Here is a 17,328-nt window from a genome sequence, read left to right on the forward strand (position 1 = left end):
ATTTCAGTGTAGCAAATGCTATTCAAAACTAAGCATATGCTTCCGAAGCAAGTTTTGCGAAGAATTTCAATGAAGCAAATGCTATCAAAACTAAGCGTATGCTTCCGAAGTGAGTTTTGCGAAGAATTTCAATGAAGCAAATGCTATCAAAACTTTGAGGAGGAACGATCATGGCCAAACCAAAACAACTGAAGCTGGGCGCACTGCTGCACGGGGTGGGCGGCAGCACCTCGATGTGGCGTCACCCGGATGCCAAGCCGGACGCAAGCGTGAACTTTGAGTTATACAAAGAGTGGGTGAAAAAAGCGGAGGAAGGCAAGCTGGATCTGATCTTCATCGCAGACGGCCTGTATATTAACGAGAAATCGATTCCGCATTTCCTGAACCGGTTCGAGCCGCTGACGCTGCTCAGTGCACTGGCCGGTGTCAGCACTAACATTGGTCTGGTCGGCACGTTATCTACCTCCTATAGTGAACCCTTTACCGTGGCGCGCCAGTTCGGTTCGCTGGATGTGATCAGCGGCGGCCGGGCCGGCTGGAATGTGGTGACTTCACCGCTGGAGGGCTCTGCTGCCAATTACAGCAAGAAGGAGCATCCCGATCACGGCAAACGCTACCGCATCGCCGAGGAGTATCTGCAGGTAACACGCGGATTGTGGGATTCCTGGGAGGATGATGCTTTTGTCCGTGACAAGGAAGCAGGTATCTTCTTCGATCCGCAAAAAATGCATACGCTGGACCATCAGGGAGAGTTCTTCTCCGTGAAGGGACCGCTGAACATTGCCCGCTCGAAGCAAGGCCAGCCGGTAGTGTTCCAGGCAGGCTCATCCGAGGTCGGTAAAAACTATGCTTCCAAGGAAGCGGACGCAATCTTCACCGGACATGAGACGCTGGAAGATGCGCAGGCGTTCTACAGTGATGTTAAGGCGCGGATCGCTTCATTCGGCCGCAACCCGGACGAAGTGCTGATTTTCCCGGGCATTGCCCCTATTATCGGCGATACGCCGGAGGAAGCAGAAAGCAAATACCAGGAGGTAGCCGGACTTGTAACCATCGAAAATGCGCTGAATTATCTGGGCAGATTCTTCGAGCATCATGACTTCTCGCAGTACCCGCTGGATGAGCCGTTCCCGGATGTCGGCGATCTGGGACGCAACAGCTTCCAGAGCGGCACGGACAAAATTAAGAAGGATGCGAAGGAGCGCGGCCTGACGCTGCGTCAGGTAGCTTTGCAGTCGGCAACCCCGCGCAGCAGCTTCATCGGCACACCGGAGCAGGTGGCCGATCAGGTGCAGCACTGGTTCGAATCCGGCGGCGCTGACGGATTTATGATTGCAGCGGCGGTGCCGAACGGCCTGGAGGAATTCGTGGACCGGGTCGTGCCGATTCTGCAGGAACGCGGACTGTTCCGTACGGAATACGAGAGCGATACCCTGCGCGGCAATTTGGGTATTCCGGTGCCGGAGAACCGCTACGCCAAGGCTTCACAGCCGGCGGGACAGATTTGACGGCGGGTTACAAGCCGCATGGTTAAAATGGATAATGAGATACCGGATCTGGCAGCTATGATGAGCTATGCTGGTGAATTAAAGGAGAAGGTCACGGCTATCCGCCGTGACCTTCATGCTCATCCGGAGCTGCTGTACGATGTTGCCCGTACCGCCGGAATTGTCGCCGGGCTTCTGGAGGAATGGGGACTTACCGTGCAGCGGAATGTCGGAAGGCATTTCGGGATGGGCGTCGTTGGTACGCTGCAGGGGCATACGGGCAGCGGACCGGTCATTCTGCTCCGGGCTGATATGGATGCACTCCCGATACAGGAGCAGAATGAGCTGCCCTATAAGTCAGTGAATGCGGGCATCATGCATGCCTGCGGTCATGATGCCCATACGGCAATGCTGCTGGGGGCGGCCAGAACGCTGGCTGCCTTCCGGGAACAGCTGGCCGGCACCGTGATATTCGTCTTTCAGCCTGCCGAGGAAGGCGCGGTTAAGAGTCCGCTGGACGGAAGGCTGCTCTCCGGCGGGCGCGATATGATTGAGGCCGGCATTCTGGAGGAAGCCGATTACGCCTATGCGCTGCATGTGATGCCGGAGCTTCCGGCAGGTATGCTGGGCATTCATCCGCATTATGCAATGGCAGCCTCCAGTCATTTCAAGGTAGAGCTCCGCGGCACAGCCGGACACCACAGTGCACCGCATAAGGCAGCGGATGCGATCCAGATGGCTGCGCAGTTCATAGCCGGCGTTAATGGTCTTATGGCCAATCAGATTGATCCGCAGGAAGCGGCAGTGCTGGCCTTCGGTACAGTTAGAGCCGGTACGGCAGTTAATGTGATCGCTGAACACAGCGAGCTGACCGGAACATTCCGGGCCTTCTCGAAGACAGCGGTGGCCGCAATCACCGAGGGGCTGCGCCGCCATGCCTCTGCAGCAGCCGCAGCTTACGGCGGTGACTTCAGCCTGGAGCTGCGCGAGGGCATCGCCGTCATTAACGACGCTGCGGCGGTAGAGCGGATGCTTCGGGCAGCGCGTGGAGTGCTGGGTGAGGAGCAGGCCATACTGCTGAATCAGCCCAGCCTCGCCGGGGAGGATTTCGGCTGGTATCTTGACCGGGTGCCCGGCGCGTTTGCCTTCATCGGCTGCGGGAATAAGGCTGAGGGTATCACGCATGCGATCCATCAGCCCCAGTTCAACATTGACGAAGACGTGCTGATCCACGGTGTACGGTTATGGGGGCGGCTTGTAATGGAGCACAGTTGAATGGAATGTGTAATGGAAAGGGGATTCCGGGAGCCGGGTAAGCGGCTGTGGGGGTCTCCTTTTTGATATTGTGTATGGATAGATAAAAAGGTGCGGACGAGGATTGCTGGTCAATGTGCTGACAATGTACGTTTTGTGCAAATATAAGGCTGGGAAAGTGAGGAGGGCAGAATAGTAGAGAATTTGGAGCTGTGGAGAGATAGAAAAAGGAAGAAGGCTGAAGAAATGAAGAAAGCTCAGAAGTAGAGTAATTAGGCCGGGGAAGAGGTGGGGAGTTGGAGGAGCAAAGAAAAGGGTAGAGAGTTACAAGCAGAGTAGCCTCCGGGTGATAAAGTAAACAGTAATTTGGGATGTGGTGTGTGTAACGGACTGAGCAGACGTTATTTCCGGATTTACGTGCGCCGCGGAAACGTAACGGACTCCAGTGACCTTAACAGGGGTGAAATGCTGATGATTGCAGTCGAAAACACCAGATAGCGTCATCTGAGTCCGTTAACCAGCAAAAATCTGGGATTATCGCAAAATAACGCCCCCTGTGTCTGTTACAGCAGGATGCTAATGTTCTTGTAAGGTTCGTAACGTTCACCGATATGGCAGTTGCCTATCTATCTGCAACACTAAGCAGCGATCCCCGGATAACGCGGGGATCGCTGCTTATTTACCTGAAATAGAATGCTTGGTTAATCAGACTTATTTACCGCTGTCCGTCTGCTTGCTGCGCAGGCGGGCCATTTCGGCTTCCACTGCGCCCTGCAGTGCAGGGTCAATGGCGGGAGCGGCAGTCTGTGCATGCTGCCCTGCCTGTGCTTCCCATTCGTTGATCTTGTCTTCCATCCGCTCGAAGCCGCGGGAGGCGGCGCCGGCGTTGATTACGTGACCGTATACGGGTGCTCCTGTGTGGGAAGCTGCGCTGTTTTGCGCGGCCCGTTTACTTGCCTCAGCTTTGCGGGCGCGTTCGGCCAGCTCTGCCCGTTTGGCCTTCAGCCGGGCGTGTTCTGCTTTGGCATTCTGCAGATTAACTTCCAGAGCGGCCAAGGCCTGCAGGGTTTCGTCCAGAATGGCTTCTGTCTCCTGAATACTTTCGAGATAACGCAGCTTGGCTGTTACAGCGGCTCTGGCTGCCGGCTCATTGCCTTCGCTCATTGCCTGGACTGCGGCAGCTTCGCTGCTGTCCGCTTGTACAAGATACTCGGCCTTGCGGCGTTCCAGTACGCTTGCGGTAACCTTCAGCTCACGCTGCTTGCTTTCGGCGCTGCTGATTTTGTCATCGAGGTCACGCAGATATTGGCCGGTCAGCAGTACCGGGTCCTCCAGCTTGTTCAATCCTTCGTGAATAGCTGCCTTGGTAAGGGTTGTAATACGTTCAAATATGCTGCTCATGTTCATTTCTCCTTCAAATTTTAATTTTGGATGTTTTCTTAAAGCCGGGCCAATATATCATTTGCGATTAATAGTGATCGAAGCTGTCTGTAAAGCTGGTGTAAGTGTCTTTTGGAATAAGGATGCTGGCGATAATGTAGATGAACAGGACGGTACCGAAGCTGAAGAATGCAGCGGCTGCGACGAGCAGTCTTACGAGGGTGGTATCCAGATTAAAGTGGCGCGCCAGCCCTCCGCATAAACCTGTAAACATCTTGTCAGTAGTGGAGCGGTACAATTTTCTCATTAATAATCTTCCTCTCATGTTATGGATACACCCGAAGGCCTCTTCTCAATATCCGTTATCTATGTGTTAATTGTACGGCGATTTGAAGCTGCGCAAAACGGCCCCGGGACTGTTTTTGAATCCAGACCTAAGACGGGGATGGGGTCCGCAAAAAGACGGGGCCGGACCTGGTCAGGCCAGCCGGGCAAAAGGTACTCTTTTAACATAAGAAGCCATCCGGTTATATTTACGCTTAACATTCCCGGCCTATACTGTAGATAGCTCTACCTCCCCATCTCTAAGAGATGAACTCACTTTCCGGTTAAGACTTTGAAGAAGAAGGAGGACTGGCCATGGGGATTCATAAGTATTTTCGCTCACTGAATGAGCTGGAACGGATTATCCGCTGTCCGGGTAAGTTCAAGTTTGAGGAGCATAGCGTAGCCGCCCATTCCTGGAAGGTTGTGCAGTATGCCAAAACGCTGGCCGATATTGAAGAAAAAAACGGTGCGGTGATCGACTGGAAAAAGCTTTACGAGATAACGAGCAGCCATGATTATGGAGAGATTTTTATCGGGGACATCAAAACGCCGGTCAAGCATTCCTCGCTGCAGCTGCGGTCGCTGATCCAGCAGGTTGAGGAAGGGATGATCCATAACTTTATTGAGGAGCATATTCCGGAGGAGTTCAAAAGCATCTTCGTCCAGCAGCTGCGTGAGGGCAAGGATGAGTCGCTGGAGGGGCTGATTCTCGAGGTTGCGGATAAAATGGACCAGGTGTATGAGGCGTTTGCGGAGATGCAGCGGGGCAATACGGAGAAGGAATTTGTGGTCATGTACCGCAATGCGCTGATCAAGATCAAGAACATTGACCTGAAATGCGTGGAATATTTCCTGGCAGAGATCCTGCCGGATATGGTGAACGAGGAGACGCTGTCTCCGGTGGATATCAGACGAATTACAGAAGAGGCACTGGCTCTGTAGGTGATGAGCGGTACTCTTTTTTTAAAATATAAGAATTTGTATGTTTGACGCTATAAATAATCCTTATATTTCTCGCAGAAACGGTTACCGCCTTCTCTGAAGGACGGCATGGCCGTTTCTACTTATTTAGCCAGCTTTCTCTTGTTATAAGAATATAGTGCCGCGGAAGCGTTAAAGGATATATGCATTAAAATGGTTAACAGTATAGACTCTGTCTCCTGTGTGACAAGCCCGAAGAACAGTCCGCCGCTCAGCGCAAACGCCATGAACCGGATGCTTTCGGCATTGAGCTTATAGTACTGCAGGTGGGAGACAGCGAACAGAACGGCCGTAATAATCACCGCCAGGCTGAGCTGCGGAATCAGGCCATATCCAAGCTCCAGTCCGGATAAGGCGCCAAAGGTTTCATTATGTGCAAGCACGGGCAGCGCCAGCCCCCGGAAGGCAATCTCCTCAAGTACAGGATAGGTGATAATAAAATTAATGGTGTTGAAGCGGCCTCTGGGCGAATAGCCGGAGCGTCTGGCTATCAGTCCGTTGATGAGCTGAATAATGAGACACAGCGGCAGTACGGCAAGAAAATCATGCGGCAGGCTGTAGACAAAATTGTCCTTGATGAACAGACTCACGGCAATAAGCAGAGCTCCCCAGTAATAAACGGCGAAACGTATATGATGCTTGCTGAATAGTCCAATGAGCAGTTCAACGATTTTAAATGAGAATGCTATAAGTACAGCGGTGATTAGTGCAGTCAGCATCAGCAGGCCAACGTCCTTTTTACAGATTATTCCTTAGACTACTATAATTTATCTTCCAGATGCAGTCCAGCAATAGGATAAAAATATTAAAAGTTGTATAGATTCGTTATGATGAAGGAAGGGTAGATTGATTTATACAATGAATATGTATGCTGTAGCGCGGAGGGTTGTCAGGGCTATCATTGGGTTTTGATGAATAAACATAGCAGGGAAGCTGCGCTTCCTGACGAATTTTACGGGCAAACGACATTTTCAGGAAATGAGGGGTGCCAAGTGAGTTTTTTTGATAAGTTCAAGGCAGGTGTGACCGAGGCCGGCAACAAAGCCAAGACAGTCGTTGAGGTAAACCGTCTCAAATTGCAGAACAGCGGCAAGCAGAGTGAAATCGACAAGCAGTATCAGAGCATGGGCAAAATGCTGTTTGAAGCTACTCTCCAGGGCTCGCCGTTGCAGGCGGAGGCTTATGCGGTAAACGTGAGCCGTATCCTTGCGCTGAAAGCCGAAATTGAAGCCAACCAGGAGCAGATCTCCGCACTAGGCGATGTGAAAATATGCAAGGGCTGCAACAGCACTGTGCCGGCGGACGCGCGGTTTTGTCCAAACTGCGGGCATACATTTGAGGCTCCGCGGGAGCCGTAACACTGTAATATAGGGTTTAGGAAATATGTACAGCTCAAGCTTATGGCTTGGGCTGTTTCTTTTGGAGCTGCCGGATCTATGCTTGAAGGTGATCAATTAGGCATCCGTGTTAACCGGTTCTATATTATATTGTTTACTGTGGGTGAAATTTGCAATTCAGAGCAGAGTTGCCAATAACGATAGCAGAGGATGAAGCGAGTGAACACAACAGCCGCCTTTTCAGCATCAATCGAAGCCTATTTACAATACACCCGGATGCCGTGGGGAAGATTGTTTTACCTGACAGCCTGGGAACAGATTGACCAGTTTCTGACCGGTGAAGCCCAGTCTATACTGGATATCGGCAGCGGCTTTGGCATATCAAGCAATGAGTATAGCAGGAGAGGCCAGCTGGTTACCGGGGTGGAGCCGACGCAGGAAATGGTTGCTATCGCAGCTAAGAACGGGCCGGATGTCCGCTACATAAATGATTCGTTTGAGCAGGCGGCCGGCAGACTGGGGACGTTCGGATGGAGCTTTTGCCACAATATTCTTGAATATACGCAAGATCCGCAGCGGTTTCTCGGGCGGATTGGCGGTTGCCAGCAGGCTGGCGGGTACCTGTCGCTGATTGCCCATAATCCGGCGGCCAAGGTAATGAAGAAGGCTATTCTGAACAAGGACCCGGACAGCGCAATGGCCGCCATCGGCAACAGTCAGGAGTACAGCGGAATCATTAAAACGGACATTACAGTTTATTCTTATGAGCAGCTGGCGGAGTGGCTGAGCAGCGCGGGCTATGAGATTGAAGAGTATTTTGGCATACATAACCTATACGGATACATTACTGACAATGAAGTGAAGCAGAATGAGGACTGGCATAACCGGATGGTGCAGCTGGAGCTTGCGGTCGGCAGGCAGAGCCCGTACAGGGACATTGCTATTTTTACACATATTATTGCCAGGAAGATTTAGGAGGGGCAGGCTTGAAAAGAGGAAACATCATTATGTTAAATGGAGTCTCAAGCTCCGGTAAAACAACACTCGCAAAGGAAATCGTAGAGCGTCTGCCGGATTATTTTCATTTCAGTGTGGATGATTTCGATCTTGTAATTGAGCAGATGGAGGACCGGCAGAATAACCGGCTGATTCCGGTCGCCACCGAGTATTTCTATCACCGCATGGTTGCGGTGTTTGCGGATAAAGGGGTTAATCTCGTGCTGGATCATGTGATTCATGATGAATGCACCAGAGCAGATTTTGCGGAAAGCCTGGCTGGGTATCCGTTGCTGCGGGTCGGTGTCCATTGTCCGCCGGAAGAGCTTGCGCGCAGAGAACGGGAACGGGGAGACCGGCGAATCGGACAGGCGCTGGGACAGCTGGCGTTCGTCCATAAGGAAGAAGTGTATGATGTTGAGGTGGATACTTTTGCCGAGAGCACGGATTCTTGTGTGGCAAGAATTATTCAGGCAATGCGAGCAACCGGCTATTGACTGTGCCCTTGGGGAACGCATTAAGCTTTAGTCAGAGGTGAGAACAATGGGTTACACAATCGGGCAGTTTGCAGGAATGCTTCAGGTATCCAAAAAAACGCTAAGGTACTACAGGGACATCGGACTTCTGGAGCCGGCGGGCATTGATCCTGAGAATGGTTATGCCTTCTATGAAGACGGGCAGCGTGAGCGGATGAAGCGTATTCAATATCTTCGGAGACTGCGCTTTTCCCTTGAAGACATTCGTATGCTTTTGGATGCTGAGCCCTGGTTGTGGACCCGGTCCGTTCAAGCGCGTCTGACAGCAGTCCGATCGGAGGGACGCCTCCTATCTGTCATCGAGCAGGAACTTCTCGCTCTCCAAACAAGAATAAGCAACGGAAGGGAGCTGTTTAAGCCGATGGAAATTTCAACAGCATACAAAGTGGATGTATTGGAACAGAAGGACCCGCTCTATATTATTGGCTGTGCTGCAAAGGTGCCCTACAACAATTATGAGGAAAAGCAGCGGATTATTGAGCAGCTGATCAGCAATTTCTATGGTAACGACGTGACCGAACGGATACCGCATCAGGCGGTACCTTCCACCTGCTTTGGACTGGTATGTGAATGCGAACAGGATATGAGCTCAGGAACCTACATGATGGGCATGCAGGTTACAGGCTTGAATGAAATCCCGGGAGACATGCGGAGCTTTACCCTTGCTGCAGGATTGTACGCACGGGTGGCCTTTCAGGCCGTTGACAAGGACACACTCACCAATTCCGCATTGGAAGGTGCTTATGATTATCTTTACAGCACATGGCTGCCGGGTTCGGAATATACCATGACGGACATTTTGGCTGCTGAGCTTTATGCGGATGATCATATGGAAGTGCCGGTTTCTCCCGGAATGGAGCTTTGGCAATTGGTAAAGCGTAAGTAAGGAATCATTGGACACGAAAAAGATACCTGCGGGGATATGCCCTGAGGTATCTTTTTGTGCTGTTGATGAATGCACCGGCATGAGTCTACTTCCGTCCCAATTTCCGGGCCAGAAAGACAACCAGCAGCAGAGACACGGCAATAATCACGATGTTGAACCCGGTCCGGCCCTGGAACCAGCTGGTCTGCGGGGGCTCCGTTTCCGGTGCCTGGCGGAGCTCTGCCGCCCCGAGACCGGCCAGCATTTTGCCTTCACCCGCAATGTAATCCTTAAAGTTAACAATATCATATTGCGGCGCCGCAGCTTCCGCGTTGCCGTAGAGCAGCCGCAGCGGCTGTTCGCCTTCAGTCGCAAAAACAAGCCGGTCCAGCAGATATTCAAGCTTCAGGCCTTCAACCGGCAGCGGAGCATCATCCTGGTTATAAATGACGATCCGCAGCGTGGAGGCAGACGAAGAACTGGCCGGGATGATGATTGTGGAGGCAATTTCGGTATCCTTAAAGTCCAGCCGGTATAATTCCCCGCTGCCTGTTGCGGGAAGCAGCCTGCCTTCACCGTCATAAAGCTCGAACCGGCGGGTAAAGCTGCCGATGCCGCCGATCTCCAGCTGCAGCCCGGAGATGTTCAGCCGGTCCGGATTCTGAATGGTGATTTCCGTCTGCCGGTCCTTTTGCTGAAGTTCGTAAACGGCATCCTGCTGCTGCCTGAAGGCATCCGTATGCGTCACCCTTGTGCTTCGCAGCAGGGTAAGGGAAGGGAAAGTCAGATTGGCCGCGTTGTTCTCGGCAATCAGCCGGTAATAACCGTATTTATAGCTCGCGCCCAGGTCAATGCTGCTCTGCACACGACCGTTTACATTATATAGATCTCCGTCCGCTAAAGGCTCCCAGGCCACTCCGTCATAGCTGCCGAGCAGCTGTGTGTGAAGCAGGAAGTTTACGTCCGGCAGCCCGAACTCCAGCCGGTTGCCCAGAATGTCAACATTCTCAGCCAGGGGGGTTACCTTGTAATCGAACAGAGTGTTGGCGTCCTTTTTGGCGCTGTGAATCAGCGTTGCGGGGTAGCTTATAAGCTGTTCCTCCGATAATTCTTCGCTGCTCTCCTTATAAAAAGGAATAAAGGTACCGGTATTGTCCACGATCCGCAGGTCGCCCAGATTATCCGCAGCGCCTGCATATACTTCCGGATCAAGGTACAGCTCCGTGTAGGGAGTCTGTCCCGGAAGCACAATTACCTTGGAGTACTTCCATTCCGGATGCGCATCACTCACGCCGGTAACTCCGCCAGCCGAGGCAGACAGAGGCTGCCCGGAGAACAGTGCGAACGGGCTGAGCACGCCCAGCAGCAGGAGCGCGGCACTACTCTTGATTCGCATCCTGTTCTGACTGCTCTGGTTGCTCCGGTTGTGTCTGCGCATAAGCTTCCTCCATTCTGGCCGATACCCGCTGGTAAAGATAAGAGATGCCCAGCAGACAGAGACCGAAGCTGAAATAGGCAATGATTTTGCTGCCGGTTCCGAGTAGCAGAAGATCATAGAGCAGCAGCTTGCCGGTAGCCAGCAGCGTCAGGCCGAGTCCAAAACGCCGGATATACACATACCGGCGGCGGAAGCCGAACATGATGAACAGCACCGCCAGCAGCAGATAAGTGATGCTGTACACGAGCCCGCCGTCCGTCTGCCGCAGCTGTACGCCAAGGAAGGCGGTAACGACAGCCAGCAGATAAATGCCCATGATGACTGGATACAGCTCGGCGTTGTTGTACTCCCGTCTGAGCAGTACCTTCAGGAGCCGCCCGCCGTTCAGCCAGACGAACACATTGAACAGCAGCAGCAGCCCGAAGGCGATGTAATCGGCGGCTGTATTATCACGGAAGTCAGCTTGCAGGGTATGCTGGCCGAAGGTGAGTCCCACTGCGATAACATAACCGACCGCATACAGGAAATAAACCATATAACCGATCACGTTATCGTACAGGACTTTGATCCGCGGGAGCGCATAAGCGAGTCCCAGCGTCAGCAGTGCCGCCAGCAGCAGCCTGTAGAACGAAGCCCGGGTGAAATCCTCCGGCACATACAGATCGTATAGATGCATGGCTTCATATATGAGATAGGCATACAGGTTCGCCACGGCCGCATATTTGAACCAGATTCCCATTCGAATATCGGCAGGAGTGCTGGTCAGGACAACCTCACGGTCGGTATGCCGAATCGCATAGAGAAAGGCGACGATCAGCAGCCCTGCCGTGATAAAGGTGTATTTTAGCGCAAAATATGAATTGTCGTAGAGAATCAGCGGATCGACGGACGACGACTGTACCAGCACATCGATGCAGAAGAAAATGCCCAGCGACAGCAGGAGAATCCCCCAGCCGGTCCGCTCTACAGCCTTAACGCGCTGTAAATGGCCGTATACCGTCAGCACAACCGCTTCGATCAGCCAGCCGATCGACCACCACACAGCACCGAACTGGAACGGGATCATCAGGACGGCGAAGGTGAGTGCAGTGGAATAGAAGAGCACCATGCTCTCTTTTTCCTGGGCCATCCGCTTCTCCAGCAGCTGTCCGAGACCGAGGTACATCAGGCAGAAGGCCAGGGCAAGTGCACCTTTGTATGCACCGAGGCCGGCATTAATGAACAGCACGTACAGAACCAGACAGCTGGTCAGTGTGTTGCAGGCAAGCAGCGCGAAGTCCCACCAGGACAGCTTGGTCCGGAACTTGAACGGATACCACAGCGTCATACCCAGATACATGGCAAAGGTCAGGACAGAATAGAACATGCTGATGCCGTGACTGTCCGATAAGATAATTAGCAGCAGCATCGAAGGTGTGTTGAACAAAAAGCTGATGTAATTGACCACGACCCACCGCTTGCGCAGCGAGATCATCAGGATCAGCAGATTCAGCAGGAACAGATAACCCATGGCCACATAAACGGCAGTTCCTTCCAGTCCAAACGCGCCTATATAGGAAAAGAGCGGAAGATAACCCCCGACCAGCCCCAGCGAGCAGATCGTTCTGGACTCATAACGGAGCGACAGCAGCACCGCAGTAAGCGTAATGAGCACGGACAGGCCCAGCCCGGTGTAAATGCCGATAATCTCCAGCAGAAAATAACTGTAAAATACAGAGCCGTACAGCACGGAAATCCCGCCGCCCAGCAATCCGAGCGCAAAGGTGCCACGGCCTCTGAGGAACAGCCATTCCCCGCCGCCAAGCATCAGCGCGCCAAGCAGGAAAAAAGCGCTGCCCTTCATATAGCCGCTGAACCAGTTGGAGTAGGTGTACTTGAAGCCTGCACCGACAGCCAGAATCAGCAGGAGGATCCCCAGCCAGTTGATCCAGTTCAGCCCGATCTTCATCTCGATCCGGTTCTGCCGGCGCCGCCGCTGAATGGTCTCCTCGCTGATTCCCTCTGCAGCGAAGTCATCCAGCCGGCTGTCCATCTCTGCTGCCAGCGGCTGCTCGGCCGCCCGCAAAGCTTCGCGCTGGCGGTGAATGCCTTCGCTCAGCCTGGCAGACAGCTCATCCAGCATTCTGCGCATCTGCTCGCGGTCACTGCTGAGCAGCCGCTCTGTCGTGCGGTACATTTCGGCGATCCGCTGCCGGGTCCGCACCTCGAACGCGGTCAGCCGGTTATGCTGGCCTGCGCTCTGCCCGGCAAAATACGTATGCAGCTTCTGCCGGGACAGCTTGAGGATGCCCAGCTTCTCATCCAGAATCTGCTCGGTCAGCGCTGTGCGCAGCTCGGCATTCTCCTGCTTCAGCCTGACCTGCTGTGCCTCAGCTTCGGCCAGGGCCTGCTCGACAGCCGCCGCTTTTCTTTTGAGCAGCTCATTTTCGTTAACCAGATCGCTGCCCTCATAGGCTTTGACCAGATCACGGTATTCAGCAGACAGTGCATCCTGCTGTTCCTTTATGGACCTCAGACGCTCTTTAAAGTGCTCCATAAGCTCCCCCATTGGCTTTAGTGAATGATCCGAATAATGTGCTACTTATTAATGTATCCATTTTACTATAGGTAATGCGGCAAAATCTTCCTTTTTTTACGGGTGACGGCGGGTTGGTGACCGTCCGATTACCGTTCATTACCCTTTATCTGCATAGTTGACATGAAACGCGTCCCAGCATTTACACTGAAATCAGTCATCATGACACTGTTTAATTTAAGGGGGAATAGAGATGCTGAAGCTGGTTGTTACCGATATGGACGGGACTTTTTTGAATGATAGCGGAACCTTTGATGCGGCCCTGTTCGATGAGGTGTACGGGGAGATGCAGAGAAACAATATTGCTTTTGCGGCCTGCACGGGCAAGCAGTGTGAGCGGGTAGAGGAGCTGTTTCGCGGGCGCGGGCAAGGCATATGGATTCTGGGGGACAGCGCCGCACGCATCAAGCGGGACGGGGTGCTGGTAAAGGAGTTTACGCTGAAGCACTCAGTGGCGATGCAGGCTATTGCAGCGATTGAAGCGTTTGCCGATGATCTGATTCTGATTGCCTGCACGAGTGAGGGCGCTTTTGTCAGCAGCAGGCTTTCGGAGGAGGCCTTCAATCTGGTGCGGCATTCGTATGCGAACCTGAGCAGAACGGATTCTTTTGCCGATGTGACAGGGGAGTTCATTAAGCTTACCGTTTTTGATGCCGCCGGCCGGAGTGCGCTGATCAGACAGCATATTGAAGAAAGCCTGCTTGGGCAGATTTATATCGTTGATTCTGAACCGAGATGGGTGGACATTACAGCCCGCGGTACCCATAAGGGAGAGACGGTCAGAAGACTGCAGGAGATGCTCGGAGTTACCAAGGAAGAGACTATGTCTTTTGGTGACGGGGAAAATGATATTGAGCTGATGGCCGCGGCCAAATACAGCTTTGCCATGAGCAACGCCTGCGAGAATACGAAGCAATCCGCCAGCTTCATTACGAAGTCGAACGAAGAGAACGGCGTGCTGCTGACGATCCGCAAGATGATGGAGCTGCAGAATGGAATGCCGGTGTAGTCGGCTTTTAATAAAGTAACAAAAAACCGCAAGCCTCCGGATGATGGAGAGCTTACGGTTTTTTTGTACAGGTGAACGTTGCTGTTACTTCAGGCTCTGGCCATCAGTAGCAATAACATCCTTATACCAGTGGAAGGATTTCTTGCGGTAACGCTCCAGCGTACCTGTGTTGTCATCGTGGCGGTCTACATAAATGAAGCCGTAACGTTTGCTGAGCTCTGCCGTCGATGCGCTGACCAGGTCGATACAGCCCCATGCGGTGTAACCCATAATCTCAACGCCGTCCTCCAGCGCTTCGCCTACCTGAACCAGGTGGTCGTTCAAATATTTAATCCGGTAATCATCGTTAACTGTCGGCACGCCGTCTTCGCCTGTAATCAGCACGTCCTTCGCGCCAAGTCCATTTTCAACGATGAACAGCGGCTTCTGGTAGCGGTCGTAGAACATGTTCAGCACATAACGCAGACCCTGCGGGTCAATCTGCCAGCCCCATTCACTTGCTTCCAGGTACGGGTTGGCTGCACCGCTGAACAGGTTGCCTTCCGTCTGCTTACGGTTGTTGTCATCGCCTGTTTCGCAGATACTTACATAGTAGCTGAAGGAGATAAAGTCTACCGTGTGTTTCAGGATTTCTGCATCTTCCGGCTCCATATGAATCTCGATGCCATTTTCACGGAAGTAGCGTTTCATATAGCCAGGATATACGCCGCGCGCATGCACATCGCCGAAGAAGTAGTTCATATGCTCGGACTTCATTGCTGCGATCACGTCATCCGGGTTCGGAGTCAGCGGGTAAGTAGGCATACTGAGGATCATGCAGCCGATTTGGGCCTCGGGATCGATTTCGTGTCCGACTTTGACAGCCGTTGCACTGGCTACCAGCTCATGATGGATGGCCTGATACAGATCCTGCTTGCTCAGCTGGTCTTTAGGAGTGTAAATCCCGCCGCTCATGAACGGTTCGTGCAGAATGGAGTTGATCTCGTTAAAAGTCAGCCAGTACTTCACTTTGCCCTTGTAGCGTGTGAACAGTGTTCTGGCATAACGCTCGTAGAAGCCTACCAGATCACGGTTAACCCAGCCGTTATATTGCTTGGACAGGTGCAGCGGTGTCTCATAGTGGGAGATGGTCACCAGCGGCTCGATTCCGTATTTATGGCATTCGTCGAACAGATCGTCGTAGAACTGCAGGCCTTTTTCGTTAGGCTCCAGCTCGTCCCCGTTCGGGAAAATACGCGTCCAGGCAATAGAGGTACGGAACACCTTAAAGCCCATTTCGGCAAACAGCTTGATGTCTTCCTTGTAACGGTGATAGAAGTCGATGCCGACCAGCTTCATGTTATCTTCGGTAGGCGCTTCGGTAATCGGTCCTTTGATGCCTTGCGGAGCCACATCCTGGGTGGACAGGCCTTTGCCGTCTTCATTATATGCGCCTTCCAGCTGATTGGCTGCTACTGCGCCGCCCCACAGGAAGTTTTCAGGAAATTTTACAGTCATTTAAATCCCGCCTTTTATAGTTGTAGTGAGAGTTATGGTAAGCTATTAATATGTCCTATACCTGCATGCTAAATGTTGAAACGCGTTACATGTCAAGAACTTTTTTGTGAAAATAAGGAGAGAGCTATGTCGAATCTTGAGCAAATCGCCAAATTGTCGGGATTTTCCAAAGCCACCGTATCAAGAGTACTGAACCAGTCCCGCCATGTAAGCCAGCCGACCCGTGACAAGATTCTGGCGATTATGGAGGAGCTGGACTATGTGCCCAACGGCAACGCCATCTCCCTGTCCAAGGGGCAGACGCTGCAGATCGGGATGGTGACGGAAGGCATCAATGAGGTGATGCTGCCGTTCCTGAACAGCTTCGTGGAGACGGCCAGCCAGTACGGCTATCAGACCATTATCTATACCTCAAGCGGTGATCCGAAAAAAGAGCTGCAGGCGTTTGAGGATATGCGCAGAAAAAGAGTGGATGCGCTCGTCATCAGCACCTGTGTCAACGATCTTGCGCTGCTGGGCAGCTACTGCAAATACGGGCCGATTGTCTCCTGGCAGCGGATGGAGCTTCCGCAGATTGCATCGGTGGCGATGAACCAGTATGACGGGTATATGCTGGGTCTTGAGCATGTGATCAGCCGGGGGCATACGCGCATTGCCAATGCTTACGGCAGGCCGAGCAGCATCAATACGCTGGGCCGGATTAAAGCTTATGAGGATGCCGCCCGTAAGCACGGGCTGGCGGAGCTGCCGCAGTGGTCCCGAACCGGCATCCATTCCATCCGGCAGGGCGAGGAGCTGGTCAAGGAGATGCTTGCGGTGGAGGATCCGCTGCAGCGGCCGGATGCCGTTCTCTGCGCCAACGATCTGGTGGCCGCAGGCATCGTGAGCGAGGCGCGCCGCCAGCAGCTGCGGGTGCCGGAGGATCTGGCCGTCGTCGGCTTCGACAATACAGAGCTTGCCCATACGCTGGGGATTACATCCATATATAATCCGATCGCCGACCAGGCGAAAAATGCTTTTCACCTGCTGCTGGACAAATTGACCGGTACGGGCGAGCCGCAGCAGAAGCTGCAGTATTGCCTGGTGCAGCGGGCGACTACGTGAGTTATGTGGCAAAGGGGAATAGGTAAAGGGAAAGTGCGGGTAAGGTAAAAGTGAAGGGGAAGGTAAAGGTAAAGGAGCTGTCTGGCTGGTCATGGTGATGACTGGCTGGGCGGCTTATTTTTTATAAAAACAGGAGTCTGCGGAGGTGGGAGTGTGGAGTTTCGGGTTGTGCTGAGCAACTAAGTGGAAATTCGCTACCTAATTCCGGAAAAGTTGCTTGCCTGAGGACATTAAATGGAAAAACGTCACTTAAATCTGCTGTTTTCGCTCTGAATGTGGGATTCGGCCTAAAATAAGTGACGATTATCCAACTAGTGATTGGGAAAACGGAGAAATTAGTGGAATTAAGTGACGAAAATCCAACTAGAGGTTCGGCGGGGGAGCTTGATGATGTTTGGGGCAGGCAGCGACGGTGGCGTGTTGAGCAGCTGTGTTTGTCCGGCGTGAGGCGGGTACGTTGTTCCATGTCTGGCATGGGGACGAGCGGTGCGGTATGGAGTTCCAGACCCGGCATGGCATGGTGCTATGCAGTATTTCATACC

Annotated in this window: 15 protein-coding genes; 9 read left to right on the plus strand and 6 right to left on the minus strand. The window is 52.8% G+C overall.

The window, feature by feature from the left end; all coding sequences use genetic code 11:
* Positions 1 to 170 precede the first annotated feature (170 nt).
* Together AC4G46_RS07150 and AC4G46_RS07155 are read left to right on the plus strand one after the other, a co-directional pair.
* Complete coding sequence (locus tag AC4G46_RS07150) at positions 171 to 1,508, plus strand: LLM class flavin-dependent oxidoreductase (RefSeq protein WP_491127309.1); 1,338 nt, start codon at positions 171 to 173, stop codon at positions 1,506 to 1,508.
* A gap of 27 nt (positions 1,509 to 1,535) precedes the next feature.
* The gene (locus AC4G46_RS07155) at positions 1,536 to 2,762 is read left to right on the plus strand and encodes a M20 metallopeptidase family protein (protein WP_491127310.1); all 1,227 of its coding nucleotides are present in this window, start codon (positions 1,536 to 1,538) and stop codon (positions 2,760 to 2,762) included.
* Between the two features lie 690 nt (positions 2,763 to 3,452).
* Here the strand turns inward: AC4G46_RS07155 and AC4G46_RS07160 are convergent.
* Positions 3,453 to 4,142: a PspA/IM30 family protein gene (locus AC4G46_RS07160; RefSeq protein WP_491127311.1), complete on the minus strand. Its 690-nt coding sequence runs from the start codon at positions 4,140 to 4,142 to the stop codon at positions 3,453 to 3,455.
* Positions 4,143 to 4,209: 67 nt separating this feature from the next.
* Positions 4,210 to 4,428 (minus strand): PspC domain-containing protein, encoded by a 219-nt coding sequence (locus AC4G46_RS07165; protein ID WP_491127312.1) that lies wholly within the window; start codon positions 4,426 to 4,428, stop codon positions 4,210 to 4,212.
* Between the two features lie 332 nt (positions 4,429 to 4,760).
* On the opposite strand from AC4G46_RS07165, the gene AC4G46_RS07170 reads away from it, so the two are divergent.
* Positions 4,761 to 5,390 carry a YfbR-like 5'-deoxynucleotidase gene (locus AC4G46_RS07170; RefSeq protein ID WP_039870832.1) on the plus strand — a complete coding sequence of 210 codons (630 nt, stop codon included), beginning with the start codon at positions 4,761 to 4,763 and terminating at the stop codon, positions 5,388 to 5,390.
* A 122-nt stretch (positions 5,391 to 5,512) separates the two neighbouring features.
* Here the strand turns inward: AC4G46_RS07170 and AC4G46_RS07175 are convergent, their stop codons facing one another.
* Positions 5,513 to 6,148 carry a CPBP family intramembrane glutamic endopeptidase gene (locus AC4G46_RS07175; RefSeq protein WP_491127313.1) on the minus strand — a complete coding sequence of 212 codons (636 nt, stop codon included), beginning with the start codon at positions 6,146 to 6,148 and terminating at the stop codon, positions 5,513 to 5,515.
* A 273-nt stretch (positions 6,149 to 6,421) separates the two neighbouring features.
* Here AC4G46_RS07175 and AC4G46_RS07180 point away from each other — a divergent pair, with 273 nt between their 5' ends.
* The 4 genes from AC4G46_RS07180 (at position 6,422) to AC4G46_RS07195 (ending at position 9,184) form a co-directional block, all read left to right on the plus strand.
* The gene (locus tag AC4G46_RS07180; RefSeq protein ID WP_491127314.1) at positions 6,422 to 6,787 is read left to right on the plus strand and encodes a zinc ribbon domain-containing protein; all 366 of its coding nucleotides are present in this window, start codon (positions 6,422 to 6,424) and stop codon (positions 6,785 to 6,787) included.
* Between the two features lie 198 nt (positions 6,788 to 6,985).
* Positions 6,986 to 7,741 carry a methyltransferase domain-containing protein gene (locus AC4G46_RS07185; protein ID WP_491127315.1) on the plus strand — a complete coding sequence of 252 codons (756 nt, stop codon included), beginning with the start codon at positions 6,986 to 6,988 and terminating at the stop codon, positions 7,739 to 7,741.
* A gap of 11 nt (positions 7,742 to 7,752) precedes the next feature.
* Entirely contained in the window at positions 7,753 to 8,259 is a 507-nt protein-coding gene (locus AC4G46_RS07190) for a phosphotransferase-like protein (protein WP_491127316.1), read from the plus strand.
* Between the two features lie 46 nt (positions 8,260 to 8,305).
* Entirely contained in the window at positions 8,306 to 9,184 is an 879-nt protein-coding gene (locus tag AC4G46_RS07195; protein ID WP_491128809.1) for a MerR family transcriptional regulator, read from the plus strand.
* Positions 9,185 to 9,269: 85 nt separating this feature from the next.
* Here AC4G46_RS07195 and AC4G46_RS07200 read toward each other — a convergent pair whose 3' ends face one another.
* Positions 9,270 to 10,601, minus strand: a complete 1,332-nt coding sequence (locus AC4G46_RS07200) for a DUF3999 family protein (RefSeq protein ID WP_491127317.1) — start codon at positions 10,599 to 10,601, stop codon at positions 9,270 to 9,272.
* A complete protein-coding gene (locus AC4G46_RS07205) occupies positions 10,543 to 13,137 on the minus strand; it encodes a DUF2339 domain-containing protein (protein WP_491127318.1) in 2,595 nt (864 codons plus the stop codon). The genes AC4G46_RS07200 and AC4G46_RS07205 overlap by 59 nt, the downstream gene beginning before the upstream one ends.
* Positions 13,138 to 13,369: 232 nt before the next feature.
* Here AC4G46_RS07205 and AC4G46_RS07210 point away from each other — a divergent pair, with 232 nt between their 5' ends.
* On the plus strand, positions 13,370 to 14,185 hold the full coding sequence (locus AC4G46_RS07210; protein ID WP_491127319.1) for an HAD-IIB family hydrolase: 816 nt from the start codon (positions 13,370 to 13,372) through the stop codon (positions 14,183 to 14,185).
* Between the two features lie 84 nt (positions 14,186 to 14,269).
* On the opposite strand, the gene AC4G46_RS07215 is transcribed toward AC4G46_RS07210, so the two are convergent.
* Positions 14,270 to 15,682 carry a glycoside hydrolase family 1 protein gene (locus tag AC4G46_RS07215; protein ID WP_491127320.1) on the minus strand — a complete coding sequence of 471 codons (1,413 nt, stop codon included), beginning with the start codon at positions 15,680 to 15,682 and terminating at the stop codon, positions 14,270 to 14,272.
* A 126-nt stretch (positions 15,683 to 15,808) separates the two neighbouring features.
* Between AC4G46_RS07215 and AC4G46_RS07220 the strand changes: the two genes are divergently transcribed.
* Positions 15,809 to 16,786, plus strand: a complete 978-nt coding sequence (locus AC4G46_RS07220) for a LacI family DNA-binding transcriptional regulator (protein ID WP_491127321.1) — start codon at positions 15,809 to 15,811, stop codon at positions 16,784 to 16,786.
* The last annotated feature ends 542 nt before the right edge of the window (positions 16,787 to 17,328 follow it).

The sequence above is a fragment of the Paenibacillus sp. fava2 genome (assembly GCF_058313675.1).

Excerpts from the sequence above, each read along its gene's own strand:
- AC4G46_RS07200 (WP_491127317.1), bottom strand. The coding sequence starts at position 10,601 with ATGCGCAGACACAACCGGAGCAACCAGAGCAGTCAGAACAGGATGCGA.
- AC4G46_RS07170 (WP_039870832.1), top strand. The coding sequence starts at position 4,761 with ATGGGGATTCATAAGTATTTTCGCTCACTGAATGAGCTGGAACGGATT.
- AC4G46_RS07150 (WP_491127309.1), top strand. The coding sequence starts at position 171 with ATGGCCAAACCAAAACAACTGAAGCTGGGCGCACTGCTGCACGGGGTG.
- AC4G46_RS07160 (WP_491127311.1), bottom strand. The coding sequence starts at position 4,142 with ATGAGCAGCATATTTGAACGTATTACAACCCTTACCAAGGCAGCTATT.
- AC4G46_RS07210 (WP_491127319.1), top strand. The coding sequence starts at position 13,370 with ATGCTGAAGCTGGTTGTTACCGATATGGACGGGACTTTTTTGAATGAT.
- AC4G46_RS07155 (WP_491127310.1), top strand. The coding sequence starts at position 1,536 with ATGGATAATGAGATACCGGATCTGGCAGCTATGATGAGCTATGCTGGT.
- AC4G46_RS07205 (WP_491127318.1), bottom strand. The coding sequence starts at position 13,137 with ATGGAGCACTTTAAAGAGCGTCTGAGGTCCATAAAGGAACAGCAGGAT.
- AC4G46_RS07220 (WP_491127321.1), top strand. The coding sequence starts at position 15,809 with ATGTCGAATCTTGAGCAAATCGCCAAATTGTCGGGATTTTCCAAAGCC.
- AC4G46_RS07195 (WP_491128809.1), top strand. The coding sequence starts at position 8,306 with ATGGGTTACACAATCGGGCAGTTTGCAGGAATGCTTCAGGTATCCAAA.
- AC4G46_RS07165 (WP_491127312.1), bottom strand. The coding sequence starts at position 4,428 with ATGAGAAAATTGTACCGCTCCACTACTGACAAGATGTTTACAGGTTTA.
- AC4G46_RS07175 (WP_491127313.1), bottom strand. The coding sequence starts at position 6,148 with ATGCTGACTGCACTAATCACCGCTGTACTTATAGCATTCTCATTTAAA.
- AC4G46_RS07215 (WP_491127320.1), bottom strand. The coding sequence starts at position 15,682 with ATGACTGTAAAATTTCCTGAAAACTTCCTGTGGGGCGGCGCAGTAGCA.